This window comes from Pseudomonas fulva NBRC 16637 = DSM 17717 (assembly GCF_000730565.1).
Classification (GTDB): domain Bacteria; phylum Pseudomonadota; class Gammaproteobacteria; order Pseudomonadales; family Pseudomonadaceae; genus Aquipseudomonas; species Aquipseudomonas fulva.
This window is the reverse complement of sequence record NZ_BBIQ01000002.1, coordinates 123,786-148,412: the sequence shown is the minus strand read 5'-3', so window position 1 is coordinate 148,412 and position 24,627 is coordinate 123,786. Positions and strand designations below refer to the sequence as shown.

General features: G+C 63.1%; 21 protein-coding genes. 9 read left to right on the top strand and 12 right to left on the bottom strand.

Features of this window, described 5'->3' with window-relative positions; all coding sequences use genetic code 11:
- Window positions 1-16: 16 nt before the first annotated feature.
- The gene (locus PFU01S_RS03150) at window positions 17-799 is read right to left on the bottom strand and encodes an SDR family NAD(P)-dependent oxidoreductase (RefSeq protein ID WP_033695162.1); all 783 of its coding nucleotides are present in this window, start codon (window positions 797-799) and stop codon (window positions 17-19) included.
- Window positions 800-886: 87 nt separating this feature from the next.
- The gene (locus PFU01S_RS03145) at window positions 887-1,918 is read right to left on the bottom strand and encodes a sigma-54-dependent Fis family transcriptional regulator (RefSeq protein ID WP_081783923.1); all 1,032 of its coding nucleotides are present in this window, start codon (window positions 1,916-1,918) and stop codon (window positions 887-889) included.
- Between the two features lie 159 nt (window positions 1,919-2,077).
- Between PFU01S_RS03145 and PFU01S_RS03140 the strand changes: the two genes are divergently transcribed.
- Window positions 2,078-3,001, top strand: a complete 924-nt coding sequence (locus PFU01S_RS03140; RefSeq protein ID WP_042139073.1) for a LysR family transcriptional regulator — start codon at window positions 2,078-2,080, stop codon at window positions 2,999-3,001.
- 69 nt (window positions 3,002-3,070) lie between these two features.
- Here the strand turns inward: PFU01S_RS03140 and PFU01S_RS03135 are convergent, their stop codons facing one another.
- From PFU01S_RS03135 to PFU01S_RS03125, 3 genes are read right to left on the bottom strand one after another with little or no spacing between them, the layout of a single operon-like run.
- Complete coding sequence (locus tag PFU01S_RS03135; protein ID WP_042139069.1) at window positions 3,071-3,862, bottom strand: SDR family NAD(P)-dependent oxidoreductase; 792 nt, start codon at window positions 3,860-3,862, stop codon at window positions 3,071-3,073.
- A gap of 12 nt (window positions 3,863-3,874) precedes the next feature.
- On the bottom strand, window positions 3,875-5,755 hold the full coding sequence (locus PFU01S_RS03130; protein WP_050437972.1) for a TRAP transporter large permease: 1,881 nt from the start codon (window positions 5,753-5,755) through the stop codon (window positions 3,875-3,877).
- Window positions 5,755-6,786: a TRAP transporter substrate-binding protein gene (locus PFU01S_RS03125; RefSeq protein WP_028686529.1), complete on the bottom strand. Its 1,032-nt coding sequence runs from the start codon at window positions 6,784-6,786 to the stop codon at window positions 5,755-5,757. Before PFU01S_RS03125 ends, PFU01S_RS03130 begins: the two co-directional genes overlap by 1 nt.
- Window positions 6,787-7,174: 388 nt before the next feature.
- Here PFU01S_RS03125 and PFU01S_RS03120 point away from each other — a divergent pair, with 388 nt between their 5' ends.
- The 5 genes from PFU01S_RS03120 (at window position 7,175) to PFU01S_RS03100 (ending at window position 12,255) form a co-directional block, all read left to right on the top strand.
- Complete coding sequence (locus PFU01S_RS03120) at window positions 7,175-8,344, top strand: acetyl-CoA acetyltransferase (RefSeq protein ID WP_028686530.1); 1,170 nt, start codon at window positions 7,175-7,177, stop codon at window positions 8,342-8,344.
- Window positions 8,341-9,921, top strand: a complete 1,581-nt coding sequence (locus PFU01S_RS03115) for an acyl-CoA synthetase (RefSeq protein ID WP_028686531.1) — start codon at window positions 8,341-8,343, stop codon at window positions 9,919-9,921. The genes PFU01S_RS03120 and PFU01S_RS03115 overlap by 4 nt, the downstream gene beginning before the upstream one ends.
- The gene (locus PFU01S_RS03110) at window positions 9,918-10,469 is read left to right on the top strand and encodes a PCC domain-containing protein (protein ID WP_027916177.1); all 552 of its coding nucleotides are present in this window, start codon (window positions 9,918-9,920) and stop codon (window positions 10,467-10,469) included. Before PFU01S_RS03115 ends, PFU01S_RS03110 begins: the two co-directional genes overlap by 4 nt.
- Window positions 10,466-10,864 (top strand): PPC domain-containing DNA-binding protein, encoded by a 399-nt coding sequence (locus PFU01S_RS03105; protein ID WP_028686532.1) that lies wholly within the window; start codon window positions 10,466-10,468, stop codon window positions 10,862-10,864. The genes PFU01S_RS03110 and PFU01S_RS03105 overlap by 4 nt, the downstream gene beginning before the upstream one ends.
- Before the next feature lie 65 nt (window positions 10,865-10,929).
- A complete protein-coding gene (locus tag PFU01S_RS03100) occupies window positions 10,930-12,255 on the top strand; it encodes an OprD family porin (RefSeq protein ID WP_027916179.1) in 1,326 nt (441 codons plus the stop codon).
- A 142-nt stretch (window positions 12,256-12,397) separates the two neighbouring features.
- Here the strand turns inward: PFU01S_RS03100 and cysG are convergent, their stop codons facing one another.
- From cysG to PFU01S_RS03070, 6 genes are all read right to left on the bottom strand, one after another.
- Entirely contained in the window at window positions 12,398-13,789 is a 1,392-nt protein-coding gene (gene cysG / locus PFU01S_RS03095; protein WP_028686533.1) for a siroheme synthase CysG, read from the bottom strand.
- Entirely contained in the window at window positions 13,790-15,070 is a 1,281-nt protein-coding gene (gene serS / locus PFU01S_RS03090; RefSeq protein WP_027916181.1) for a serine--tRNA ligase, read from the bottom strand.
- 29 nt (window positions 15,071-15,099) lie between these two features.
- Window positions 15,100-15,474 (bottom strand): fluoride efflux transporter CrcB, encoded by a 375-nt coding sequence (crcB, locus tag PFU01S_RS03085; protein ID WP_027916182.1) that lies wholly within the window; start codon window positions 15,472-15,474, stop codon window positions 15,100-15,102.
- Window positions 15,471-16,796, bottom strand: coding sequence for a replication-associated recombination protein A (locus PFU01S_RS03080; protein WP_027916183.1), 1,326 nt, complete (start codon window positions 16,794-16,796; stop codon window positions 15,471-15,473). Before PFU01S_RS03080 ends, crcB begins: the two co-directional genes overlap by 4 nt.
- Window positions 16,797-16,808: 12 nt before the next feature.
- Complete coding sequence (lolA, locus tag PFU01S_RS03075) at window positions 16,809-17,432, bottom strand: outer membrane lipoprotein periplasmic chaperone LolA (RefSeq protein ID WP_027916184.1); 624 nt, start codon at window positions 17,430-17,432, stop codon at window positions 16,809-16,811.
- A gap of 61 nt (window positions 17,433-17,493) precedes the next feature.
- Window positions 17,494-20,049, bottom strand: a complete 2,556-nt coding sequence (locus tag PFU01S_RS03070; protein WP_174435398.1) for a DNA translocase FtsK — start codon at window positions 20,047-20,049, stop codon at window positions 17,494-17,496.
- A gap of 443 nt (window positions 20,050-20,492) precedes the next feature.
- Here PFU01S_RS03070 and aat point away from each other — a divergent pair, with 443 nt between their 5' ends.
- The 3 genes from aat (at window position 20,493) to infA (ending at window position 22,257) form a co-directional block, all read left to right on the top strand.
- Complete coding sequence (gene aat, locus PFU01S_RS03065; RefSeq protein ID WP_027916186.1) at window positions 20,493-21,173, top strand: leucyl/phenylalanyl-tRNA--protein transferase; 681 nt, start codon at window positions 20,493-20,495, stop codon at window positions 21,171-21,173.
- 56 nt (window positions 21,174-21,229) lie between these two features.
- On the top strand, window positions 21,230-21,937 hold the full coding sequence (locus PFU01S_RS03060; RefSeq protein WP_027916187.1) for an arginyltransferase: 708 nt from the start codon (window positions 21,230-21,232) through the stop codon (window positions 21,935-21,937).
- Between the two features lie 101 nt (window positions 21,938-22,038).
- Window positions 22,039-22,257 carry a translation initiation factor IF-1 gene (infA, locus tag PFU01S_RS03055; protein ID WP_002553999.1) on the top strand — a complete coding sequence of 73 codons (219 nt, stop codon included), beginning with the start codon at window positions 22,039-22,041 and terminating at the stop codon, window positions 22,255-22,257.
- A gap of 86 nt (window positions 22,258-22,343) precedes the next feature.
- Here the strand turns inward: infA and clpA are convergent, their stop codons facing one another.
- The gene (clpA, locus tag PFU01S_RS03050) at window positions 22,344-24,614 is read right to left on the bottom strand and encodes an ATP-dependent Clp protease ATP-binding subunit ClpA (protein ID WP_023534842.1); all 2,271 of its coding nucleotides are present in this window, start codon (window positions 24,612-24,614) and stop codon (window positions 22,344-22,346) included.
- Window positions 24,615-24,627: the final 13 nt, after the last annotated feature.

Genomic DNA, 24,627 nt, shown 5'->3' with positions numbered 1-24,627 from the left:
CCCTGGCCAGATGGCATCAGTCGCGCATGAACCCGCCATCGACGTCCATGATCTCGCCGGTCACGAACCCGGCCTCCCGCGAGGCCAGGAAGCATACGGCGGCGGCGATGTCGCGCGGCGTGCCGGCGCGGCCAAGCGGCATCTGTGCGAGCACTTCGGCCCTGGCCTGAGGCGCTAGCGCGCTGGTCATCTCGGTGTCGGTCAGCGCCGGCGACACGGCATTGACGGTGATGGCATAGGGGCCGGCTTCTCGCGCCAGCCCTTTGGTCAACGCGATCACCGCGCCCTTGGCTGCCGCGTAGCAGCTATTGCCCAGCAAGCCCCCCCCACGCTTGCCTGCCACCGACGCGATATTGATGATGCGCCCACTCTGGCGCGCCATCATGCCCGGCAGCACGGCCTTGGCGCAGAAAAACACGCTGTTCAGGTCAATGGCCATTACCCGGTTCCATTCCGCAGTGGTGACCTCCAGCAAGGGGCCGGTCGAAACGATCCCTGCGTTGTTCACCAGGATGTCGACCCCTCCCAACATAGCTTGCACCTGGCCCACCATAGCCTGCACCTGGGCCTCATCGGCAACATCCGCTCCCACCCCAACAGCCTCGATCCCGACTTCTCGCAACCGAGCCGCAGCCGCCTCGGCCGCCTCGGCATCCAAATCGCACACCCCTACTCGTGCACCGGCCTGGCCCAGTGCCATGGCGATCGCATGACCAATGCCACGGGCAGCGCCCGTTACCAGGGCCGTGCGGCCGGTCAGGGTGAAATTGAGTGCAGCATGCACAACGGGAGTGCTCATGATCGTCATCCATCGAAAGTGGCCGCAGCCAGGCGCGCCTGCTCATTGGCAGCAGGCGGTCGTCAAAGGTGTTGGAGGGTCAGGGCATCAGGCGGTGCCGCAGGCGCCGAGCGCTAATTGCTCCTTGAGCGGGGGAATGTCCAGCCGGCGCATCACCCGGTACAACGAGGGCCGGCAAATCCCCAGAGCGCGGGCCGCCGCCGACATGTTCCAGTGGCAGCTCTGCAAAGCGTGCAACACGTCACTGCGCTCATCGCCTGACGGGGCCGCCCGGCGGATGGGCGTGATGTTGGCAGGCAACGCAGCCGGGGCCTGGCACTGCTCGAGAACGTCCAGCGGCAGGTCGCTGCGCAGCATACGCGGGCCTTCCATCACTGCGCAGGCGTAGCGCACGACCGCCCGCATCTGGCGCAGATTCCCAGGCCAGGTATGGGCCATCAGCAAACTCCACACCTGCGCCAGTACCTGGCGAGGGTCACAGCCTGGAAGCTCATGGGCCACCATGTTGCACAGCAGCTCACCACGGTCCTGACGCTCGCGCAGCGGCGGTAACTGCACTACGCCTGTGGCGATGCGATAGAACAGGTCCTCGCGGAAACTGCCCTCGGCAACACGCGCCGAGAGGTCCTGGTGCGTCGCGCAGACCAGTGCGAAGTTGACCGGGATGCTGCGCTCGGCACCCAGGGGCGTCACCTCACGTTCGGCAATCACCCGTAGCAGGCGCGTTTGTTGTTCCAGGGGCATGTCGCCGATTTCATCGAGAAACAGCACGCCGCCATCGGCTTGCTGAACCTTGCCTTTCTTGCCGCCCGGCAGAGCACCCGAAAACGCCCCGCGGCTGTAGCCGAACAGCTCGCTTTCGATGAGGGTTTCGGGAATGGATGCGCAATTGAGCGCCACCCATGGCGCCGCGCGGCGCTGACTGTGTGCATGCAGAGCGCGGGCGAGGATTTCCTTGCCGGTACCGGTCTCTCCGCGGATCAGTACGGCGATGCCACGCTCCATCAGCCGCAAGGCCCGGTTGAAGGCCTGGCGCACTCCAGGGTCACTGTCTTGAGCGATGTTGCACGCCTCCACGACGGGTTGGGGCGCACGCACGGCAGGGTTACAAGCGGTCATTAGCGTCACCTTTTTTCTTGTTCTATAGCTTTTGACTATGTCGACGGGCGGGCTTGTGACACCGCCTGGGCCGAATGACGTTGCACGGTTCACATTAGGGAGGCGCAGTTATATTTTCCAATACATAATCATGCATCGACTGATACCTTCGAGAGCATCATGATCGAGCTGAGGCATCTGCAGTATTTCCGCACGCTGGCCGAAACCCTTCACTTCGGCCGCGCGGCCGAGCGCTTGCATATTTCACAGCCACCGTTGTCGCGGCAGATCGCGCTGTTGGAAGAAGAGCTGGGGGTCAAGCTGTTCGACCGTTCACGGCGCAGGGTCGAGCTGACGGAGGCCGGCCAGCGTTTCTACCTCGACACCGGCACGGTGTTCGCCGCCTTCGAGCAAGCCAAGCGCAATGCCCTGGCCGCCGCGCGCGGTGCGGCGGGGGCGCTTTCCGTGGGGTTCATGATGTCCACCGCCTACAGCATCACACCGGCGATCACCCGCCGTTATGCCGCGCTGTTTCCCCAGGTGAACTTGAAATTGACCGAGACGCTGCCATTGGACCTGGCCCAGGACATCACCAGCGGCAACAAGGATGTAGCGATCATGTACCGGCCTCAGGACTGCACGGGCCTGGAAACCGTCACGTTATACCGCGAGGAAATGACCCTGGTACTGCCGCCCGGCCACCGCCTGGCCGAGCAAACCGTTGTGGAGCCACGTGAGCTTGCCGGTGAAACCTTCATCATCGTGCCACGGCGTATTGCTCCTGCCCTGCATGACATGATCTGCAACTACTGCCTCCAGCATGGGGTCACCCCGAACATCGGCCTTGAGATCAACATGCAGCAGACCATCGTCAACCTGGTGGGCGAAGGCCTGGGGGTGGCTATGGTCCCCCGGTCGATGCGCAACATGCGCCTGGCCAGCACCAGCTTCAGGCCCCTGCGCGAAGCACCGGTCATCGAAGTGGTGGCCGTGTGGAAGGCCGACAACCACAACCCCTGCATTGCCACCTTCGTCGAGACGGCCCTGCAAGCCGGGGAACAGGCGACTCGAGAGGATGAGGCGCAACGCGGCGCAGAGCAGTGAGGAACTGATCTGGAAGCCGGCGAATTGTCATGTGAGGCCGAAATCCTGGGGCTGCTCGGCAGCCCCCGCTCAAATCTCCAGAATCCCGGACGCCATGAACCCCCCGTCCACCGGGATCACATGCCCACTGATGTAGGACGCATCATCGGACGCAAGAAACGCCACCGCCCCCGCCATCTCCGCCGGTGTGCCATAACGGCGCAAAGGCACCGCACGGGCATAGGATTCGCGTGTCGCCGCAGAATGCAGTGTCTGCGTCAAGGGCGTGTCCACCGGGCCCGGGGCAATGCCGTTTACCGTAATGCCATGCTCGGCCAGTTCGATGGCCATCTGCCGGGTCAGGCCGATCACCGCTGCCTTCGACGTGCCATACGCGGTGCGCCCCATGCTCGCCCGCATGCCGCTGATGGAGGCAACGTTGATGATGCGTCCCCACCCGTGTTCGCGCATCACCTGCGCAGCGTGCTGGCTGCACAGCAGTGTGCCGGTCAGGTTGACGTTCATCAGCCGCTGCCAGCCTTCCAGGTCCGTGTCCAGAAATGACTGGGTGCGAGCGATACCGGCATTGTTGACCAATACATCACAGCGCCCGCAGCGCGCGCGCAGCTCATCGAACAAGGCCGTGATCGACGCTGCATCACCGATGTCGATCACCAGTGCCAAGGCATCGATGCCCTGCTCGCGCAACCCCTCCACCCTGAGCTCGGCAGCCTGCAGGTCGATGTCGGCCACCACCACCGTGTGGCCATCATGCCCCAGGCGTTCAGCGATGGCCGCGCCGATCCCCATGGCCGCACCGGTGACCAGCGCCACGCGGCCCACGGCAGTTGCAGGCAAAGTCTTTTTCGCAAATTGGCTCATGTCAGCGCTCTCTTAAAGGAAACCGATGGAAATCCACGGGAAACAGGCAACGATCACCAGCGCCACCAGCAACGCCCCGAGGTACCCCCAGACGCGGCGAATGACATGATCGGATGACGTCTTGCTGATGGCGCACGCAGCGTAGAAACCCACACCCAAAGGCGGTGCGAACAAGCCGATGCCCATGGCCAGGATCACGACCATGGCGTAGTGCACCGGGTGGATGCCGAGCATTTCGGCCAGGGGGAACATCAGCGGGCCGAACAGCACGATGGCCGGGATACCCTCCAGCACACTGCCCAAAATCAGGAAGGTGAGGATGGTCACCACCATGAACCCCATCACCCCGCCGGGTATGTCCTCGATCAGTTCTACCAGCGACTGCGAGAAGCCCGATTGGGTCAGCGCCCAGGCCATCGCCGAGGCCATGCCGATGATCAGCAGGATCGCCCCGGACAAGGCCGCCGCTTCCAGCAACATCGGGTACAGCCGGCGCCATTCGATATGGCGCATGAACAGGTGCATCACCAGCCCCACCAGCACCACGTAGGCCACACCGATGGTCGAGACTTCGGTCGCGGTGGCCGCCCCTTCCAGCACCGCCACCCGGATCAGCAACGGCAGCGCCAGAGCCGGCAGGGCAACCAGGAACGTCTTGGCCACGCGGGACAAGGGTGCCCGCGCAATCGCCGGCGCTTCGTCCTTGCGCGAGCGCCACCAGCACACCACCGCAATGGCCAGGGTGGCCACCACCGCAGGCATTAACCCGCCAATGAACAGCGCCGTGATCGACACGCTGCACACCGCACCGATGGTGATCAGCACCAAGCTTGGCGGAATCGTCTCGGTCATCGCCCCTGTGGCCGACAACAGCGCTGCCAACTCTTCAGGCTTGGATCCGCGCCGCTTCATTTCAGGAAACAGCGCCGGGGCCACTGCCGCCATGTCGGCAACCTTCGACCCTGAAATACCCGACACCAGGAACATCGCCCCCAACAGCACGTATTGCAGACCGCCACGCACGTGCCCCAGCAGCGAGGCCATGAAGTCGATGAGCGTGCGGGCCATGCCCGACAACTGCAGCACCACACCCAGCAACACGAACAGCGGCACGGCCAGCAGGACCATGTGCGACATGCCTTCGTCCATGCGACCGACCACGATCGACAGGGGCGCGTGGGTCGCCAGGGCCAGGTAAGCCATGGTCGCCGTGCCGAACGCAAAGGCAATGGGGATGCCGCCGAACACGCAGGCGCCCAGCAGCACCAGGAAGAACACCACCAGGTTGTAGTTGCCCATCGCTGCCAGTACCGGCTGCGCCAGCCACAAAGCGGCGGCTACCGTAGCCACGACTGCCAACCCGGCCATGAACTGGCGCACGGTCGAATAACGGGCCATGCGCGCGACGGCCGCCAGCAGCATCAGCACCGCTCCAACGGGCAGCGCCGCAGCACGCACGCCATCGGGAATGCCCAGCGCCGGGGTGGTGATCCACATCTGTTCGTGGGAATGCTGCATGGCCGGCGAGATGATCATCGCCACGAACAGGCAGACGATCAGCGCCGACAAGGTTTCGCTGAAACCGCGCCAGGCCTGCGGCAGCTTGTTGACCAGCGCCGACATGCGCATGTGCTCGCCGCGGTCCAGCGCCAGTACGGCGCCGAACATCGCCAGCCAGATGAACAACGACGAGGCCAGTTCGTCGGACCAGATCAATGGGCTATGCAGCACGTAGCGGGCAATCACGCCGGCCAGCAGCACGCAGGTCTCGATCACCATCAGGGCAACCGCGATCACGCCCACCAGGCGCATGGCCCACTGGTTGAGGCAGATGAGCACCCGGGCCGGCAGGCGCTGCGAAACGGTGGAGGCCGGAAGCGCTGGCGCGCGCATCACGCCAGCTTCCCGGCGTATTGTTCAAGGATGCTCCAGGCCTGGTCGCCGAACTTGTCGTGCCAATCGGCGTAGTAATTGGCACTGCGCAGCTTGTCGCGAAACGGATCGGCAGGCGCCTCGACCAGTTCCAGGCCTTGTCCTTTCAAGGTATCGCGGGTACTGCCTTCGAGCTTGGCCAGGTCCTGGCGTTGGCCTATCACCGCCGCGTCGATGTGCTTGCGCAGGATCGCCTGCATATCCGCCGGCAGGCGCCCGATCGAGGCACTGTTGCCGAGCATCCAGAAGCCATCCCACACATGGTTGGTCAGCGAGCAATATTTCTGCACTTCGTAAAGTTTGGCCGTCGATACCAGGGTCATGGGGTTTTCCTGCCCTTCGACGATCCGGGTCTGCAAGGCCGAATACACTTCGGCGAAGTTGATGCTGGTCGGCGCAGCTTCCAGAGCGCGGAAGATCGACATGATGATCGGGCTGGGCGGAACACGCAGCTTCATGCCGCGCAAGTCGTCCGGGCTCGCGACCGGTCGGGTGCTGGTGGTGGTAACGCGAAAGCCGTTGTCCCACATGTGGTCGAATGCGAACAGGGTGCCGGTCTTGGCGATCTCAGCGCGCACATGCTCACCCAAGGCACCGTCCATTGCGCTCCACACCTGCTGGTAATCCTTGAACGCAAAGCCTACGGCGCTTATCTGCACCGACGGCACCATGGTGCCCAGGATCACGGGCGAGAGGGAAAACAGATCGACCGCCCCGGAGCGCACCTGGGCAAGAGTATCGGTGTCGCTGCCCAGCTGGCTGCTTGGAAATACCTGCACCACCAAGGCGCCGTTGGTCTCCTCCTTGATGGCCTTGGCCATGGCCCGGGCGCGCACGTTCATGGGGTGGCTGATGGGCAGGTTGTTGGCAAACTTGAGTTTGAAGTCGGCAGCCCGGGCACCAGTGCTGTAGAGGCCCAGGCCGGCAGCGGCAACGGCCGCCGATGCCAGGGAGGCCGTCTTGATGAAGGAACGGCGGGTGAAATCGCTCATGAAGCTCTCCTGACCTATTTGTTCTTATTGATCGAGTGGGATACGGCGATGGTGCAGATGACGTTGCAATAGAGGTGCCACACTCAAGCGGATGTACGGTGTAGCGTAGTGGGCATCCGCCATACGCGCTTAACTGCTTGATTTTAAAATGCTAAATAAAATCCACTGACGCGTCTTGCTGTGCCAGTGGGCATCTCGCCACTGCCTGAGTGTGTAACAGGTGTCTCCCTTGGGTGTCGCTTGCCAAGTCAAGGCGACACCTGTAGCACGTGCTCGCTACCCGTCGCCACCGTCGAACGTGCCACGAATGCGCGTGGCAGAGCGCTTGCCGCAGGCCTGGCACCGTTCTTGCCCTCGACCTCGCCAACCCCGAGCGAGGATTACTCTCATGCATTCACCCCTCATCAACGGCTGGTACCACGCCCCCTTCGGCAAGTTTCCCGACATCGACCCCGAGCACATGATGGCTGACGCGGCCCTCGGCGCCCTGAATCACGCAGGGCTCGATGCACAGCAGATCGATTCGGTACACGTCGGCCACTTCAATGCAGGTTTTCTCTACCAGGACTTCCCGTCCGCCCTGCTCGCCAATCACCTGCCAGCACTGCGTTTCACTCCGGCCGTGCGCGTGGAGAACGCCTGCTCCACCGGTTCAGCGGCGATTCACTCGGCCTTGCACGCCGTGCTGAGCGGACAATCGCGCCATGCCCTGGTAGTGGGCTTCGAGAAGATGAACAGCCTGCCCACGGCCGAGGTGGGGAAGATCCTGCTCAAGTGCTGCTATACGCCCGAAGAAGCCAACATCGAGAACGGCTTTGCCGGGGTGTTCGGCAACATCGCCAGCGCCTATTTCGATCGCTATGGTGATCAGTCCGACGCACTGGCCATGATCGCCGCCAAGAACCACGCCAACGGCGCGCTCAACCCGTATGCGCACATGCGCCGCGACGTGGGCTACGACTTCTGCCGCACATCTTCGGACAAGAACCCCTTCGTGGCGGGGCCCCTCAAGCGCAGTGATTGTTCACTGATCAGCGACGGCGCGGCCGCCCTGGTGATCAGCCGGGGCGATCAACCCACCGGGAGCGGCCAGGCCGTTCGCTTTCGCGCAGCCGTCCAGGTCAACGACTTCCTGCCATTGTCACGGCGCGACCCCACGGTATTCGAAGGCGCTGCACGTGCCTGGCAGCAGGCGCTGAGCCAGGCGCGCCTGACGCTGGAAGACCTGTCCCTGGTGGAGACCCATGACTGCTTCACCATCGCCGAACTGCTCGAATACGAGGCCATGGGCCTGGCCGAACGCGGTCAAGGCGCACGGGTAATCGCCGACGGCGTCAGCCGCAAGGACGGCAGGCTCCCGATCAACCCCTCCGGTGGCCTCAAGTCCAAGGGCCATCCCATTGGTGCGACCGGCGTCTCGATGCACGTGATGGCGGCCATGCAGCTCACCGGCCAGGCCGGCGACATGCAACTGCCGCGCGCAGACCGAGCCGGCGTGTTCAACATGGGCGGGGCCGCCGTGACCAACTACGTGAGCATTCTGGAGAGCGTGCGATGAACGGAATCGACAATGTCATGAACCTGGGGGAGTTGCTGGCCCAGGTGGCTAGGCGTTTGCCTGACCTGCCAGGCTTCATTCGCGGCGATCACCAGGTGTCATGGCGCCAACTGCTGCACCGTGTTGACAGCATCGCTGCCGCGCTGCGTGCACGCGGCTTGGGCAAGGGCGACCGCTTGCTGGTGCACTCGCGCAACAACCTGCCGCTGTTCGAAAGTGCCTGGGTGGCCTTTCGCCTGGGTATGGTCTGGGTGCCCACCAATGTGCGCATCACCCCACCCGAAGCCGCCTACCTGGGCAGTTCCAGCGGCGCAGTAGCGATGCTCTACGACGAAGGTTTCGGCCATTATGTGGACGCTGTGCGACAGGCATCACCGGCACTGCAGACCGTGATTGCCATGGCGGCGCCACGCCCGGGTGAACTGGCCTACGCTGCCCTGCTCGATGAAGGCGCCCAGCTTCAGCCAGGGTTTCGCCCTGCCGAGGTGAACTACAACGACCCGCTCTGGTTCTTTTACACCTCGGGCACCACCGGGCACCCCAAGGCAGGGGTACTGACCCACGGGCAAATGGCATTCGTGGTCAACAACCACTTGGCCGACCTGATGCCCTGCCTGAGCCAGCAGTCACGTTCGCTGGTACTGGCCCCCTTGTCCCACGGGGCCGGTATTCATGCACTGGTCAACGTAGCCCGGGGTGCTGCTTGCGTGCTCCCTGTCGGGGACCGGCTGGACTGCGACGAGGCCTGGCGCCTGGTGCAGCAGCACCGTATCGACAACCTGTTCACGGTACCGACCATCGTCAAGATGCTCACCGAAGACCCGGCCATCAGCCGTTACGATCACAGCAGTCTGCGCTACGTCATCTACGCAGGCGCCCCCATGTACCGCGCGGACCAGTGCCATGCGCTGCGCACATTGGGCAAGGTGCTGGTCCAGTATTACGGCCTTGGCGAGGTCACCGGCAACATCACGGTGCTGCCCGCCGACTGCCATGATGCCGACGATGGCCCCCAGGCCAAGGTCGGTTCCTGCGGCTACCCGCGCACCGGCATGCAGGTGGCCATTCTCGACGACAAAGGCCACGAGCTGCCCACGGGTACGGACGGCGAAATCTGCGTGCGCGGCCCGGCCGTGTTCGCCGGCTATTACAACAACCCTCAGGCCAATGCCGAATGCTTCCGCCATGGCTGGTTCCATACCGGCGATCTGGGGCATGTGGACGCGCACGGTTACCTGTTCATCACCGGGCGCGCCTCGGACATGTACATCTCCGGTGGCTCGAACGTGTATCCACGCGAAGTGGAGGAAGCGTTGCTGACCCATCCTGCCGTCAACGAAGTGGCCGTACTCGGCATGCCAGACGACAAATGGGGCGAATGCGGTTGCGCGGTGATCGTTACCACGGCCGAGGTCAGCGATGAGCAACTGCTCGCGCACCTGGAGCCGCGTCTGGCGCGCTACAAATGGCCCAAGCAGTTCGTGCGCTGGCATGAGATGCCAAAGTCCGGCTACGGCAAGATCGTCAAGAAACACATCCGCACGTTGCTCGAGACTGGCACGGAGCAATCGGCATGAGGCCCCATTTCGAATTGCGCAGCGGGGTGCGCCACTTCAAGCACGCAGGCCCGGCCCGCCTACCCCGGCTGCTCGACTGTGAAGTGGCGTGCAGCCAGGAACTGCGCGTGGAGCTTGCGTCCGGCAGCCAGGTGGCCGAAAGCCTGCTGGCGGTGCTCGAGCGCTGTCGCTACCAGAGCGCGGTCGGCCGCGTGCTGTGGGGCAGCGCGTGCGCCTTGGCCTACCACCGCATGGTGACCACGAGCGACAGCCAACGCCCTTACGACTATGGCAAGCCCGTGGAGCTCACAGGCCCTGTGACGTTCATCAGCGGTGCCTTGACTGTCGGCAGGGATGCCAGCGGTGCCCCGTTGCTGCATTGCCACGCCGGCATGCTCGACAGCCTTGGGCAACAGCACGGTGGGCACCTGGTATTGCAGCGGGTCGTGGTCGGTAGCGAACCCTTGGTGCTGCGGCTATGCCTGTTCGAGCACGTCGCCTACCAGGTGCAGCCTGACACCGAGACCCACTTCAACCTGCTGCACCCTGTGATCAAGGAGGCCTCATGACACCTGCCCTGTCCACGACTACCTCGCAGGTCCAGCAAGGCCGCCTCGGGCGGCTGGTGGTCGCCCGCCTCAAGCCCAACGAAGATGTGATCGACAGCGCCGAAGCCCTCTGCGCCAGCCACGGCATCGCCTGCGCCGTGGTCCGTGGCGGGCTGGGCAGCCTGATCGACGGCGAACTGCGCTACCACGGTGAGCGCGGACATCAAGCCATTCATGTACCCGGGCCCGGTATCGAGATCCTCAGCCTGAGCGGTGAGGTCATCGCCGGCCGAAGCCACCTTCAGGCAGTGCTCGCCGACGCCGATGGCAAGCTCTTTGCCGGCTGCCTGCAACGGGGCCGCAACCTGTCCTTCATCACCGTGGAGCTCACCCTGCAGGAGTGGCTGCAGGACTGATTGCCCACCCTGCAGCACCCTTTGCGCCCGCTCCCTGGGCGCCTATCACCCTCAGGAAGAAAACAATGACAAGAACGCCCTACGTGCCCCTGTACCTACTCACCTTGACCACCTTGGCCGTTCCGGCTGCCAAGGCGGCCTTCATCGAGGACGGCAAAGCCAACCTGCACCTGCGCAACTACTACTTCAACAACGATTACCGCGACCGCCCCGGCCCTGCCGGCCAAAGCAAGACGGCCGAATGGGCGCAGGGTTTCATGCTCGACTACAAGTCGGGTTTCACCGACGGCACCGTGGGGTTTGGCGTTGACGCCCTCGGCTTGCTGGGCCTACGCCTGGATGGCGGTGCAGGCAATCACCGAGGCAGTTCGATGATCCCGGATGCCAGCGATGGCAGCGCGGTGGACGAATGGAGTCGCCTGGGCTTGACCGGCAAGGTCCGTTTTTCGCAGACCGAGGCACGCTACGGTACGCTGCAACCGAAACTGCCGATTCTGGTGGCCAACGATGGGCGCTTGCTGCCACAGACCTTCGAAGGCGGGATCGTCACCTCCAAAGAAATCGATGGCCTGACCCTGACCGGGGGTCGCCTGGAGCACACCACCGGCCGTGGCTCGACCAACCGCTCAGGCCTGGCCGTGGCAGGCGGTACACGCGAGAGTAATGCGTTTGTGTTTGCCGGGGCTGATTACCAGCTCACCCCCGCCTTGAAGCTGCAATATTACGGCGCCCAGCTGGAGGATTACTACGTCCAGCATTTTGCGGGGCTCGTGCACACCTGGGCCCTGAGCGACAACCAGTCACTGACCACCGACCTGCGCTACTTCAAGACCGACGCCGATGGACGCAACGACTCGGCCAGCGGGCGCGCGGCGGGGTATCGCGTCACCGGCCTGGGCGACACCCCAGGCAAGATCGACAATGATACCTGGAGTGCCATGTTCACTTACGCCATTGGTGGCCACTCGGTGTTGCTTGGCCATCAGCGGGTCTCGGACAGTGGCAACTTCGTGCAGATCAACCAGGGCAATACGGGCGAAGGCGCAGCGGGCTCGAGCCTGTATCTGTTCACCGACCGGCTGGTGACCAGTTTCACCCGTGCAGGTGAACGCACCACCTTCGGCCAATACAGCTACAACTTTGCGGCATTGGGCATGCCTGGCCTGATTGCCTCGCTCACCTACCTCAAGGGCACGCACATCCGCACCACTGCCGGTGGTGATGAAAAGGAGTGGGAACGTGACATCGCCCTGGACTATGTGGTGCAGGACGGTGCGCTGAAGGGGCTGGGCTTGAGCTGGCGCAACGGCATGCTACGCAGTGGATTGCCCAGCGAGTGGGCACAGGATCAGAACCGGGTGACCGTCAGCTATACCGTGCCATTGTTCTAGGCCACGGTTGTCCGTATTCACGCAGCCTCTGTGGGAGCGGCTTTGCCGGGGCGCTCCCACAGGTGGGGGGGTGGACTCGATCTGCAAGCTTGCGGATGTTAGGGACAACTGCCTCGCTCATCCCCAAAGCGTCCGCAGACTGTCAACCGTGCTGTGCCCCCTCGAACCACGCCAGCTTTTCACGCAGCTGCACCACCTCACCCACGATCACCAAGGTAGGCGCATGCACTTCGTGGCGTGCGACCAGGGCGGGCAAGTCGGCCAGGGTGCCGGTGAACACACGCTGGTTGCGCGTCGTGCCTTGTTGGATCAAGGCGGCCGGGGTGCTCGCTGCCCGCCCATGGCGGATAAGTTCTTCGCAGATAGTCGGCAAGCCGACTAGGCCCATGTAGAACACCAGCGTCTGGGCAGGCGCGACCAGGTCGTCCCAAGGCAAGTTGCTGCTACCGTCCTTCAGGTGCCCAGTGACAAAGCGCACCGACTGGGCATGATCGCGGTGGGTCAGCGGGATGCCGCCGTAAGCGGCACAACCACTGGCAGCGGTGATGCCCGGCACGACTTGAAACGGGATATTGTGCTCGGCCAGCTCCTCGATCTCCTCGCCGCCACGGCCGAAAATGAACGGATCACCACCCTTCAGGCGCAGCACCCGCTTGCCCTGCTGGGCAAGGTCCACCAATAACCGGTTGATCTGGTCCTGGGGAACGGCATGCTCTGCACGACGCTTGCCCACATAAATGCGCTCGGCATCCCGACGGCACATGTCGATGATCGCAGGCGCTACCAGGCGGTCGTACAGCACCACATCGGCCTGCTGCATCAACCGTAGCGCGCGGAAGGTCAGCAAGTCCGGGTCACCCGGGCCGGCACCGACCAGGTAGACTTCGCCGCCCTGCTGCACCGGCGCGCCATCGACCATCGCCTGCAACAACCGCTCGGCCTCTGCGCCCTGCCCGGCCAGCTGGCGTTCGGCAATCGGCCCCTGAAAGACGGTCTCCCAGAAACCCCGGCGCTGGTTCACATCCGGGTACAACGACTTGACGGTGTGTCGGAAACGCGCCGCCAACCCGGCCAATTCACCGTAGGCAGCAGGAATCCAGGCTTCGAGCTTGGCCCGAATCAAGCGTGCCAGGACCGGTGCATCGCCCCCGCTGGACACGGCTATCACCAAAGGCGAGCGGTCGACGATGGCCGGGAAGATGACCGTGCACAGCGCCGGCGCATCGACCACGTTGACCGGCAAACTCAGGGCCTGGGCATCGGCCGAAACCTGGGCATTGAGCCCAGGATCGTCCGTGGCGGCGATCACCAGCCGGCAACCTGTGAGGTCCCCCGGCTGGTAACCGCGCACCAGGACCTGGCCACCGCCTTCGCGCGCCATGCTGGCCAGCTGGCCATCGATTTCCGGGGCCACCACGCGCAGCGCGGCGCCAGCATCGGCCAGCAGACGCGCCTTGCGCAATGCGATCTCGCCACCACCAACCACCAGCACCAAGGCGCCCTGCAGCTTGTGGAACAGCGGCAGGTAGTCCATTTAGCGGATCACCTCAACGCCGCCCATGTAGGGCTTGAGCACTTCGGGGACCCGGATCGAACCGTCGGCTTGCTGGTAGTTTTCCAGCACCGCGACCAGCGTGCGGCCCACGGCCAGACCGGAGCCGTTCAGGGTGTGCACCAGCTCCGGCTTTCCGGTTTCCGGGTTGCGCCAGCGCGCTTGCATGCGGCGGGCCTGGAAGTCGCCGCAGTTGGAGCACGAGCTGATCTCGCGGTATTTGTCCTGGCTGGGCACCCACACTTCCAGGTCAAACGTCTTGACGGCGCTAAAGCCCATGTCACCGGTGCACAGGGCCAACACACGGTACGGCAGCTCGAGCAGTTGCAGCACACGCTCGGCATTGGCCGTCAGGCCTTCGAGCGCTTCCATCGACTTGCCGGGCTCCACCACCTGCACCATCTCGACCTTGTCGAACTGGTGCTGGCGGATCATGCCGCGGGTGTCTCGGCCCGAGGCACCGGCTTCACTGCGGAAGCACGGTGTGTGCGCCACGAACTTGAGCGGCAGTTGCTTGGCGTCGAGAATTTCCCCAGCCACCAGGTTGGTCAGCGACACCTCGGCGGTCGGGATCAGGTAGAAGTCCGCCTCGCCTTCGCGGGTGATCTTGAACAGGTCTTCCTCGAACTTGGGCAGCTGGCCGGTGCCCTGAAGGGCTGGCGCCTGCACCAGATACGGGGTGTAGTGCTCCTCGTAGCCGTGCTCACCGGTGTGCAGGTTGATCATGAACTGCGCCAGTGCGCGGTGCAGGCGTGCAATCGGGCCGCGCAGCACGGCAAAACGCGCGCCAGACAGCTTGGCCGCCGCCTCGAAGTCCAGACCACCGCTGATTTCGCCCAGGGCGACGTGGTCCTTGATTTCAAAATCGAACGCCTTGGGGGTGCCCCAGCGACGCACTTCGACGTTCTCGTCTTCGCTGGCACCGACCGGCACACTGGCATCGGGCAGGTTGGGGATGGTCAGCACGATGCTGTCCAGCTCTGCCTGGATACCGTCGAGCTCGGTTTTGCCGGCGGCCAGCTCATTGGCCATGCGTTCCACATCCGCCATCAGCGGTGCAATGTCTTCGCCCTTGGCTTTGGCCTGGCCGATGGATTTGGAACGGGCATTACGCTCGGCCTGCAGTTGCTCGGTACGGGTCTGTACCGCCTTGCGGCGCTCTTCCAGTGATTCGATGCGCGCGACATCCAGGCTAAAGCCACGGGAGGCCAGGCGATCCGCCACTTCCTGAAGTTGGCCGCGTAACAGTTTGGAATCGAGCATATCGTTCTCTCGTTATGTGTAGGTGTTGGTCAGAATCGAGTGAGGGACAATCCCGCCCAGGTCGCGAGCAGCCCGCCCACGACGCTGATGGCCGAATAACCCAACGCCAGAGGCACCTGCCCGCTTTCCAGCAAGCGTACGGTGTCCAGCGAAAATGAGGAAAACGTGGTCAGGCCGCCCAGAAAACCCACGATCAAACCCGCCCGCAACTCCGCCGGGACCATGGGTTTGTGCAGGAACAGGCCGTACAGCAGGCCGATCAACAAGCAGCCCACCAAGTTGACGGCAAGCGTACCTATATAGAAGTGTCGCGGCCAGTGCGCGACGACCCAATTGCCTGCGGCAAAGCGCAACAGGGTACCGGCGATACCACCGGCACTGACGGCGGCGATCAGCGTAATCATGGTTTTCTCCGCTGTCGCGGACTGCTGCGATCAAGCTCGGCCAGGTGCCGGAGCTTTTCGCCAATCTTGAGCTCGAGCCCGCGCGGCACCGGTTGGTAATACTGGCGCGGCTCCAGCGCCTCCGGAAAGTAGTCTTCACCGGCTGCGTAGGCATCCGGTTCGTCGTGGGCATAGCGGTACTCATCGCCGTAACCCAGCTGTTTCATGAGCTTGGTCGGCGCGTTGCGCAAGTGCAGCGGCACCTCCAGCGAACCGTGCTCCGCCGCTTCGCGCAGGGCGGTCTTGAAGCCCATGTAAACGGCATTGCTCTTCGGAGCGCAAGCGATGTAGGTAATGGCCTGTGCCACTGCCAGTTCACCTTCGGGGCTGCCCAGCCGCTCCTGCACGTCCCATGCTGCCAGGCACAGGCTCAAGGCGCGGGGGTCGGCGTTGCCGATGTCCTCACTGGCCATGCGCACGACCCGGCGCGCAATGTAGAGGGGGTCGCAGCCGCCATCGAGCATGCGTGCAAACCAGTAGAGCGCCGCGTCAGGGTCCGAACCCCGCACGGATTTATGCAGCGCTGATATCTGGTCATAGAACGCCTCCCCGCCCTTGTCGAACCGGCGACGGCTGTCTCCAAGCAGGCTTTGCAGCAGATCAACGTCGATTTCACTGCCGTCTTCGGCCAGGTCAGCGGCATTCTCCAGGAAATTGAGCATGCGTCGCCCGTCACCATCGGCGGCGGCCCTCAGCATGTCGAAGGCCTTGTCGCCAACGCGCAGGTTGCGTTTGCCAAGCCCCCGCTCCTCGGTCAGGGCGCGGTCCACCAGCTTGCGCAGCGCGGGCTCGTCCAGGCTCTTGAGCACGTAGACACGCGCCCGTGACAACAGCGCGTTGTTCAATTCAAAAGACGGGTTTTCGGTGGTAGCACCGATGAACAGCAAGGTGCCGTCTTCCACGAAGGGCAGGAAGGCATCCTGCTGAGACTTGTTGAACCGGTGCACTTCGTCGACGAACAGGATGGTACGGCGCCCGTACTGGCCGGCCTGCTGCTTGGCCACTTCCACCGCCTGGCGGATTTCCTTCACGCCGGCCAGTACCGCCGACACCGTTTCGAAATGCGCGTCGCAAAATTGCGCCAGCAGCCGCGCCAGGGTCGTCTTGCCAACCCCCGGCGGGCCCCAGAAGATCATGGAGTGCAGCGCACCCTGCTCCAGTGCTTCACGCAGCGGTTTACCGCGGGCAAGCAGGTGCTCCTGGCCGACATACTCGTCCAGGTTGGACGGGCGCAGACGGGCGGCCAGGGGCTGGGCGACAGGTTCGCTTCTAAACAGGTCCATGACTGGCTCTGGTTACTCCTTGATGACGTCCGCACCTTTGGGGATGTCGAACTTGAAGGTGCTGTCCGCTACCGTCTGGTTGGCCTTGACCCCATTGAACAGGATGTTGGTGCGCTGGCCAACGCTGTCGATCAGCTGCATGTCATTGATCAGGCCCTTGCGGAACGATACACGCAGCGAGTCGAACAGCGTGTCCTTGGTCTTGGGCTTGAGGGTAAAGTCCATCACATCGCCCTGCTCACGGGAGACGATATCGAAGCTTTGGCTGATCTTCGACACATCACCGGAAAGCAGCAGCGCCGGCGTCTGGTTCAGACGCACGTCGAGTTTCTTGACGGTGGCCTGCTCAAGGTCAGGGTCCCACAGGGTGACGTTCTTACCGTCCGATACCACCACCTGCTCCTGGGGCGCATTGGTGTGCCAGTAGAACAGGCCTGGGCGCTTGACCGTCATCTTGCCGGTGGTTTCCTGCAGGCTGGTGCCGCCTGCATCCAGGGTCAGCTGGGAGAAATTGGCTTCGATGGTCTGCGACTTTTCCAGCAACTGGGTCAGGCGCTGGACATCCTGCTCGCCGGCGAACGCCGAGACCGGGCCCAGGGCAAGGGCCGAAACCAACAGCATGCGAATAGCGCGCATGGGAATCCTCATTAAGCGTTGAAGGGGCCGGACACCACCGTTGGCGCCCGGCAGGGTGATATCAATCGCGCGGGCCGCCCGGGGCGATCACTTCCCGCGAGCCGTTGCTGTTCATCGGAGTCACCACGCCAGCCATTTCCATGGCTTCGATCATGCGGGCCGCCCGGTTGTAGCCGATCTTTAGCTTGCGTTGTACGGCCGAAATGGACGCGCGGCGGCTCTCGAGCACGAACTGTACGGCTTCGTCGTACAGTGCATCGCTTTCGGAATCGTCGCCATCGCCACCGCCACTGCTACCTTCAAAGCCGCTGCCGGCTTCTTCGACACCGTTGAGGATGTCGTCGTTGTAGTCAGGGGCACCGCGCTGCTTCCACGCCTCGACCACCCGGTGCACTTCGTCATCGGACACGAATGCGCCATGGACCCGAATCGGCAGGCTGGTGCCAGGCGGCATGTACAGCATGTCACCGTGGCCCAGCAGTTGCTCGGCACCGCCCTGGTCGATGATGGTACGCGAGTCGATCTTGCTCGACACCTGGAACGCCATGCGCGTCGGGATGTTGGCCTTGATCAGACCGGTGATCACATCCACCGACGGTCGCTGGGTCGCCAGGATCAAGTGAATACCGGCAGCCCGCGCCTTCTGCGCGATGCGCGCGATCAGTTCCTCGACCTTCTTGCCGACGATCATCATCATGTCGGCGAATTCGTCCACCACTACCACGATGGTCGGCAGCGTCTTCAGGGCAGGCGGCTCATCCTCCATGCTTTCGCGGCGATACAGCGGGTCGTGAATGATTTCGCCGGCTTCCTGGGCATCCTTGACCTTGCGGTTGAAGCCCGCCAGGTTGCGCACGCCCATGGCGGCCATCAATTTGTAGCGCCGCTCCATTTCCGCCACGCTCCAGCGCAGGGCATTGGCCGCGTCCTTCATGTCGGTGACCACGGGGCACAACAAGTGTGGGATGCCTTCGTAGATCGACAGCTCGAGCATTTTCGGGTCGATCATGATCAGGCGCGCGTCTTCGGGGCTGGATTTGAACAGGATCGACAGAATCATCGCGTTCACGCCCACCGACTTACCCGAGCCGGTCGTACCCGCCACCAGCAAGTGCGGCATCTTTGCAAGGTCGGTGATGACCGGCTTGCCGCCGATATCGTGGCCCAGGGCCAGGGTGACCGGCGACTTCTGTTCGTCGTATTGCGGGGTGGCGAGCACTTCGGAGAAACGCACCATCTGGCGGTTTTCGTTGGGAATCTCGATACCCACAGTGGTCTTGCCCGGAATCACCTCGACCACCCGCACGCTGGTCACGGCCAGCGAACGCGCCAGGTCCTTGGCAAGGTTGGCGATACGGCTCACTTTGACACCGGCAGCCGGCTGGATTTCGTACCGGGTGATCACAGGCCCTGGGTGAATGGAATCCACCGCCACTTCGACACCAAACTCCTTGAGCTTGATTTCCAGCAATTGACCAACGCCCGCCAGGGACTCGGGGGAATACTCGATTTTTTTCTGTTCAGCCGGGTCCAGGATGGAAATCGGCGGCAAGGTGCCTTCCACTGCGCTGTCGATGAATTGCGGCGCCGGGGTTTCTCTGGCAATGCGCTTGACTGGCTCAGGCGCCTTGGCGGCCGACGGTGGCACGATATTGGAGATCAGGGCCGGGGCGGCTACAGGCGCAGGCGCCGAAGGCCGCGCCGCTGCCGGTTCGCGTGTGATCACAGGTTCACGCTGCACCCCTGGGTCACGCGCAACCGGTTCACGCGCGACCGAGTCGCGCATCGTCACAGGCTCACCGCCCAGGGTCGGCTCGCGAGGCTCGGGCTGAGCAGACGCAGGCTCGCGCTTGAACAAGCGCTCGCGCAGAGCAGGCTTGGCCGGCTCACGTGGTTCGGGCGCCACAGGCTTGGCCTTGACGACGGGCTCATCCTCGCGCAGCTGCGCTTCCAGGCGCTTGCGTTCGTTACGCGCCTCCCACCAGCGCGAGGCCGCGCCCTGCACCAGTTCCAGCAGATCCAGCGTGATCTTGCCGGTCATGTCCATGACCTTGAACCACGACAGGTCGGTGAACACCGTCAGCCCGAACAGGAACAGGGCAATGAACATCAGGGTGCTGCCCTGCACGTTCAGGAAGTTGCGAGCCAGATCGCCCAGGCTTTCGCCCAGGGCGCCGCCGGCCGAGAACGGGATGCTTGCCGGCGGATGAAAGTGGATATGGGCCAGCGCAGCCCCGGACAGCACCAGGAATATCAGGCCTATCAATCGCCAGGAGAACAACCAGCCGCTCCAGTCCCAGGACTGGTGGCGCTGACGGAAAATCTGCCAGGTCTTGATCGCCAGCAGCAATGGGAAGATGTAGGCGAAGTAGCCCAGCACCATGAACAGGATATCGGCGAAATAGGCACCGGCTCGCCCGGCGGCATTCTGCACCTGGTCGACGGTGGCGGTGTGGCTGAAGGCCGGGTCCGAGGTGTCGTAGGTCAGCAGCGCCATCCACAGGTACAGGCACAGGGCGCCGACAGCGATCAGCGCACCCTCCTTGAGGCGATAGTGCAGCTGCTGCCGCCACAGGGGCACGGGCAAGGGAGCTGGGGTTGCGGTGGATTTCTTCAAAACGCGTCTATTCCTGCGCATGGTGCGCGTCCAATAGTGATCGGCCAGGGCCGAAGCCAACGGATCACTACTTTTAACATTACTGCCCGCCAGCCGCCATGGCGGCACGCCGTCTGGGGATCTGGCCGGGGGCGACTTTCCAATAGCTGCAATTTGAGCACGCATTGTCTTCTGTGACAAAGGCTTATGCTGTGTTTTTGCACAGGTGTGACAGCAAATGTGGCTGATGGTGCCGGCCGTAGCTGCAATGTATCCGAAATTGCCTGAATGGCTGCGGGACACTGCCTACACCGGCCCTGCCCAGGCCCGCCATTCAGCGGAAGCAACCCGATTGCTTGTGGAGTGGGCGATCACGTATCGCCCACCTGCGGCCGTGAAGCGATTGACCCCATTTCCCCATCGCGCCATGCTGGCCACTCCCCTCCCCTACCGCATGACCGACCATGTTGACCTGGCTGAAACGCGATTCCTTGACCTTCCCTGCGCTGGACCGCGCCCTGCAAGAGCCCAACGGCCTACTCGCCGCAGGCGGCGACCTGACGCCCGAACGGCTTGTTCAGGCTTACCGCCATGGCTGCTTCCCGTGGTACCAGGATGGCCAGCCGATCCTGTGGTGGTCGCCCGACCCGCGCACCGTGCTGGTGCCTGCCCGATTGCACGTGTCGCGCTCCTTGGCCAAGTGGATGCGCCAAGGCCGCTACCAGGTCAGCTTCGACACCGACTTCGCCGCGGTGATCGCAGCCTGCGCGGCGCCGCGCGATTATACAAACGGCACCTGGATCACCGACCCCATGCGCATGGCCTACTGCGAACTGCACGCGCGCGGCATTGCCCATTCGGTCGAAGTTCGTCAGGACGGTGAACTGGTCGGCGGCCTGTATGGCCTGGCCATGGGGCAGCTGTTTTTCGGGGAATCCATGTTCAGTCGCGCGGACAATGCCTCGAAGGTGGGCTTCGTGACGTTGGTCCGACACCTGGAAGCAGCCGGCTTCGTGCTGATCGACTGCCAGATGCCGACCGATCACCTGCAAAGCCTGGGCGCTCACGCCATCAGTCGCCGCGAATTCGCAGGCTACCTGGCCCGCCACCTCGATCAGCCCAACACCGCCACATGGGTTTGCTAGGCGCGTTTTTCACACCTGGCTTACACTTAGGCAAAGTCTCACCGAAGGGGTTGATCATGACAGAGCTGGCGCGGTTGAAGTTTTATGCCACTCAACCCCACTCCTGCAGTTACCTCCCCGACGAGCAGGCCACCACGTTGTTCCTGGACCCCAGCCAGCCCATGGACGTGAACGTGTACGCCGACCTGTCGGAGATGGGGTTTCGCCGCAGTGGCGATCACCTTTATCGCCCTCATTGCCAGAACTGCAATGCATGCGTGCCTGCGCGCATACCGCCAGCACGGTTTGTGCCCAGCCGGCAGCAGCGTCGGATTCTCAAGCGCAACGCCGATGTGACGGTGACGGCTGCACGCCCTGCCTTCAAGGAAGAGTATTTCGACCTGTACCGGCGCTACATCGAGGCACGTCATGCCGATGGAGACATGTATCCACCCAGCCGTGATCAGTTCTCCACGTTTCTGGTGCGCCAATTGCCGTTCTGCTGGTTCTACGAATTTCGCGCCAGCGGGCGACTGCTGGCAGTCGCCGTCTGCGACTTGCTGCCCAATGGCCTGTCTGCCGTGTACACCTTCTACGAGCCTGATGAGGAGCGCCGCAGCCTGGGCAGGTTTGCCATCCTCTGGCAGATCGGCGAGGCGTTGCGGCTCGATCTGGACGGCGTGTATCTTGGCTACTGGATCAAGAACTGCAAGAAAATGAACTACAAGACGCAGTATCGGCCTATCGAGTTGTTGATAAACCAGCGTTGGGTTGCCCTCAACTGAAAGCATTGGCTTGACACACAGTTTTCGGGCATAATCCACGCCACTTTTTTGCCCGGTGCGGTTATGCGTCGGGCCAACACTGGATCCGAGGGCTCTACTGCATGTCGAAAGAAGACAGCTTCGAAATGGAAGGCACTGTCGTCGACACCCTGCCCAACACCATGTTCCGCGTGGAGTTGGAAAACGGGCACGTCGTAACCGCGCACATCTCTGGAAAGATGCGCAAGAACTACATCCGTATTCTCACTGGCGACAAGGTTCGCGTCGAGCTGACGCCGTATGACCTGAGCAAGGGCCGCATCACGTACCGTGCGCGCTAAGCTCCAGCCATGAAAAAGCCCGGCATCTGCCGGGCTTTTTTGTGCCTGCCTGGGTCAGGAAGGGGCCGCATTGCGGCCCCCGAGGCTTACGCCACTTCGGCAGTGGTCTCGTAGTCGAAGACCAGTTCGCCATCGCGCAGGTCCACGTGCACCACCCCGCCGTGCTCGGCCAATTCGCCGAACAAAATCTCCTCGGCCAGAGGCCGCTTGATCTTGTCCTGAATCAGTCGACCCATCGGCCGCGCACCCATCTGCACGTCGTAGCCCGACACCGCCAGCCAGCCACGTGCCGCGTCGCTGACCTCCAGAAGCACACGCTTGTCCTCAAGTTGCGCCTGCAGTTCGATGAGGAACTTGTCGACGATACTCTTGATGGTCTCGGTGCTCAGACGGCCGAACTGGATGATGGTATCCAGGCGGTTGCGGAACTCCGGCGTGAAGCTCTTGCGGATAACTTCCATGGCATCGGACGCATGGTCCTGGTGGGTAAAGCCGATGGACGCTCGCGCAGCGGTTTCAGCGCCCGCGTTGGTGGTCATGATCAGGATCACGTTGCGGAAGTCGGCCTTGCGCCCGTTGTTGTCGGTCAAGGTCCCGTGGTCCATGACCTGCAACAGCAGGTTGAAGACTTCCGGGTGGGCCTTCTCGATCTCATCGAGCAGCAACACGCAGTGCGGCTGCTTGGTGATGGCTTCGGTCAACAGACCGCCCTGGTCGAACCCGACGTAGCCAGGCGGCGCACCGATCAGGCGCGACACGGTGTGACGCTCCATGTATTCGGACATGTCGAAACGCACCAACTCGACACCCAGCGCCTTGGCCAACTGACGCGCTGCCTCGGTCTTGCCCACGCCGGTAGGGCCGGCGAACAGGAACGAACCGACAGGCTTGTCAGGCGACTTGAGCCCTGCGCGCGACAGCTTGATGGCGGTCGCCAGCGAGTCGATGGCCGCGTCCTGACCGAACACGGTCAGCTTCAGATCCCGCTCCAGGTTACGCAACAGCTCCTTGTCGGAACTGCTGACATGCTTGGGTGGAATACGGGCGATCTTGGCGACGATGTCCTCGACCTGAGGCACGTCGATTCGCTTAACGCGATTGGCCTCAGGCTGCAGGCGCTGGTAGGCGCCGGCTTCGTCGATGACGTCGATGGCCTTGTCGGGCATGTGCCGGTCATTGATGTAGCGCGAGGCCAGCTCTGCCGCTGCACGCAGCGCCTCGTCGCTGTACTCGATGTTGTGATGGCTTTCGAAGCGCCCTTTGAGGCCGCGCAGGATACCGACGGTGTCCTCCACGGAAGGCTCGCTCACATCGACCTTCTGGAAGCGCCGCGCCAGCGCCCGGTCCTTCTCGAAGATGCCACGAAACTCCTGGAACGTCGTGGAACCGATGCAGCGTATTTCGCCCGACGACAACAATGGCTTGAGCAGGTTGGAGGCATCCATGACACCGCCAGACGCTGCGCCGGCACCAATGATGGTATGGATTTCGTCGATGAACAGGATGGCCTGTGGCCGCTTGCGCAGTTCACCGAGCAGCGCCTTGAAGCGCTTCTCGAAGTCGCCGCGGTATTTGGTACCGGCCAGCAAAGCACCCAGGTCGAGTGAATAGACCACGCTCTGGGCCAGCAGATCGGGCACCTGACCGTCGACGATGCGCTTGGCCAAACCTTCGGCAATGGCTGTTTTACCCACGCCGGCCTCACCTACCAGCAGGGGATTGTTCTTGCGGCGACGGGCGAGGATCTGTGCCACGCGCTCGACTTCCTGCTCGCGCCCAACCAACGGGTCGATACGCCCGGCACGGGCCAACTCGTTGAGGTTGCTGGCGTAGGCGTCCAATGGATTGCTCGAAGAGGTGGTTTCACCGCCCTCATCGTCCGGCATTTCCTGATCGCTGTCTGAATGCGGCCCATGGCCGGGCACCTTGGAGATGCCGTGGGCAATGTAATTGACCACATCGATGCGGGCCACGCTCTGCTGCTTGAGCAGGAACACCGCCTGGCTTTCCTGTTCGCTGAAGATCGCCACCAGCACATTGGCACCGGTAACCTCGCGCTTGCCGGAGCTCTGAACATGGAACACGGCACGCTGCAGCACACGCTGGAAGCCCAGGGTCGGCTGAGTCTCGCGGTCTTCGTCGCTGACGGGAATCAAAGGGGTCGTAGAATCGATGAACTCTTGCAGATCATGCTTGAGCTTGTCGAGATTGGCGCCACAGGCGCGCAGAACGGTCGCGGCAGCCTCATTGTCAAGGAGAGCCAGCAGCAGATGCTCGACCGTCATGAACTCATGACGCTTCGAACGGGCCTCCTTGAAGGCAAGATTGAGGGTGACTTCGAGCTCGCGGTTTAACATAGCTTCACCTCAT

Excerpts from the sequence above, each read along its gene's own strand:
- clpA (WP_023534842.1), bottom strand. The coding sequence starts at position 24,614 with ATGTTAAACCGCGAGCTCGAAGTCACCCTCAATCTTGCCTTCAAGGAG.
- PFU01S_RS03130 (WP_050437972.1), bottom strand. The coding sequence starts at position 5,755 with ATGCGCGCGCCAGCGCTTCCGGCCTCCACCGTTTCGCAGCGCCTGCCG.
- PFU01S_RS03145 (WP_081783923.1), bottom strand. The coding sequence starts at position 1,918 with ATGACCGCTTGTAACCCTGCCGTGCGTGCGCCCCAACCCGTCGTGGAG.
- PFU01S_RS03110 (WP_027916177.1), top strand. The coding sequence starts at position 9,918 with ATGAGGCCCCATTTCGAATTGCGCAGCGGGGTGCGCCACTTCAAGCAC.
- infA (WP_002553999.1), top strand. The coding sequence starts at position 22,039 with ATGTCGAAAGAAGACAGCTTCGAAATGGAAGGCACTGTCGTCGACACC.
- PFU01S_RS03120 (WP_028686530.1), top strand. The coding sequence starts at position 7,175 with ATGCATTCACCCCTCATCAACGGCTGGTACCACGCCCCCTTCGGCAAG.
- lolA (WP_027916184.1), bottom strand. The coding sequence starts at position 17,432 with ATGCGCGCTATTCGCATGCTGTTGGTTTCGGCCCTTGCCCTGGGCCCG.
- PFU01S_RS03115 (WP_028686531.1), top strand. The coding sequence starts at position 8,341 with ATGAACGGAATCGACAATGTCATGAACCTGGGGGAGTTGCTGGCCCAG.
- PFU01S_RS03150 (WP_033695162.1), bottom strand. The coding sequence starts at position 799 with ATGAGCACTCCCGTTGTGCATGCTGCACTCAATTTCACCCTGACCGGC.
- PFU01S_RS03140 (WP_042139073.1), top strand. The coding sequence starts at position 2,078 with ATGATCGAGCTGAGGCATCTGCAGTATTTCCGCACGCTGGCCGAAACC.
- crcB (WP_027916182.1), bottom strand. The coding sequence starts at position 15,474 with ATGATTACGCTGATCGCCGCCGTCAGTGCCGGTGGTATCGCCGGTACC.
- PFU01S_RS03080 (WP_027916183.1), bottom strand. The coding sequence starts at position 16,796 with ATGGACCTGTTTAGAAGCGAACCTGTCGCCCAGCCCCTGGCCGCCCGT.
- PFU01S_RS03135 (WP_042139069.1), bottom strand. The coding sequence starts at position 3,862 with ATGAGCCAATTTGCGAAAAAGACTTTGCCTGCAACTGCCGTGGGCCGC.
- PFU01S_RS03105 (WP_028686532.1), top strand. The coding sequence starts at position 10,466 with ATGACACCTGCCCTGTCCACGACTACCTCGCAGGTCCAGCAAGGCCGC.
- aat (WP_027916186.1), top strand. The coding sequence starts at position 20,493 with ATGTTGACCTGGCTGAAACGCGATTCCTTGACCTTCCCTGCGCTGGAC.
- PFU01S_RS03125 (WP_028686529.1), bottom strand. The coding sequence starts at position 6,786 with ATGAGCGATTTCACCCGCCGTTCCTTCATCAAGACGGCCTCCCTGGCA.
- PFU01S_RS03100 (WP_027916179.1), top strand. The coding sequence starts at position 10,930 with ATGACAAGAACGCCCTACGTGCCCCTGTACCTACTCACCTTGACCACC.
- PFU01S_RS03060 (WP_027916187.1), top strand. The coding sequence starts at position 21,230 with ATGACAGAGCTGGCGCGGTTGAAGTTTTATGCCACTCAACCCCACTCC.
- cysG (WP_028686533.1), bottom strand. The coding sequence starts at position 13,789 with ATGGACTACCTGCCGCTGTTCCACAAGCTGCAGGGCGCCTTGGTGCTG.
- serS (WP_027916181.1), bottom strand. The coding sequence starts at position 15,070 with ATGCTCGATTCCAAACTGTTACGCGGCCAACTTCAGGAAGTGGCGGAT.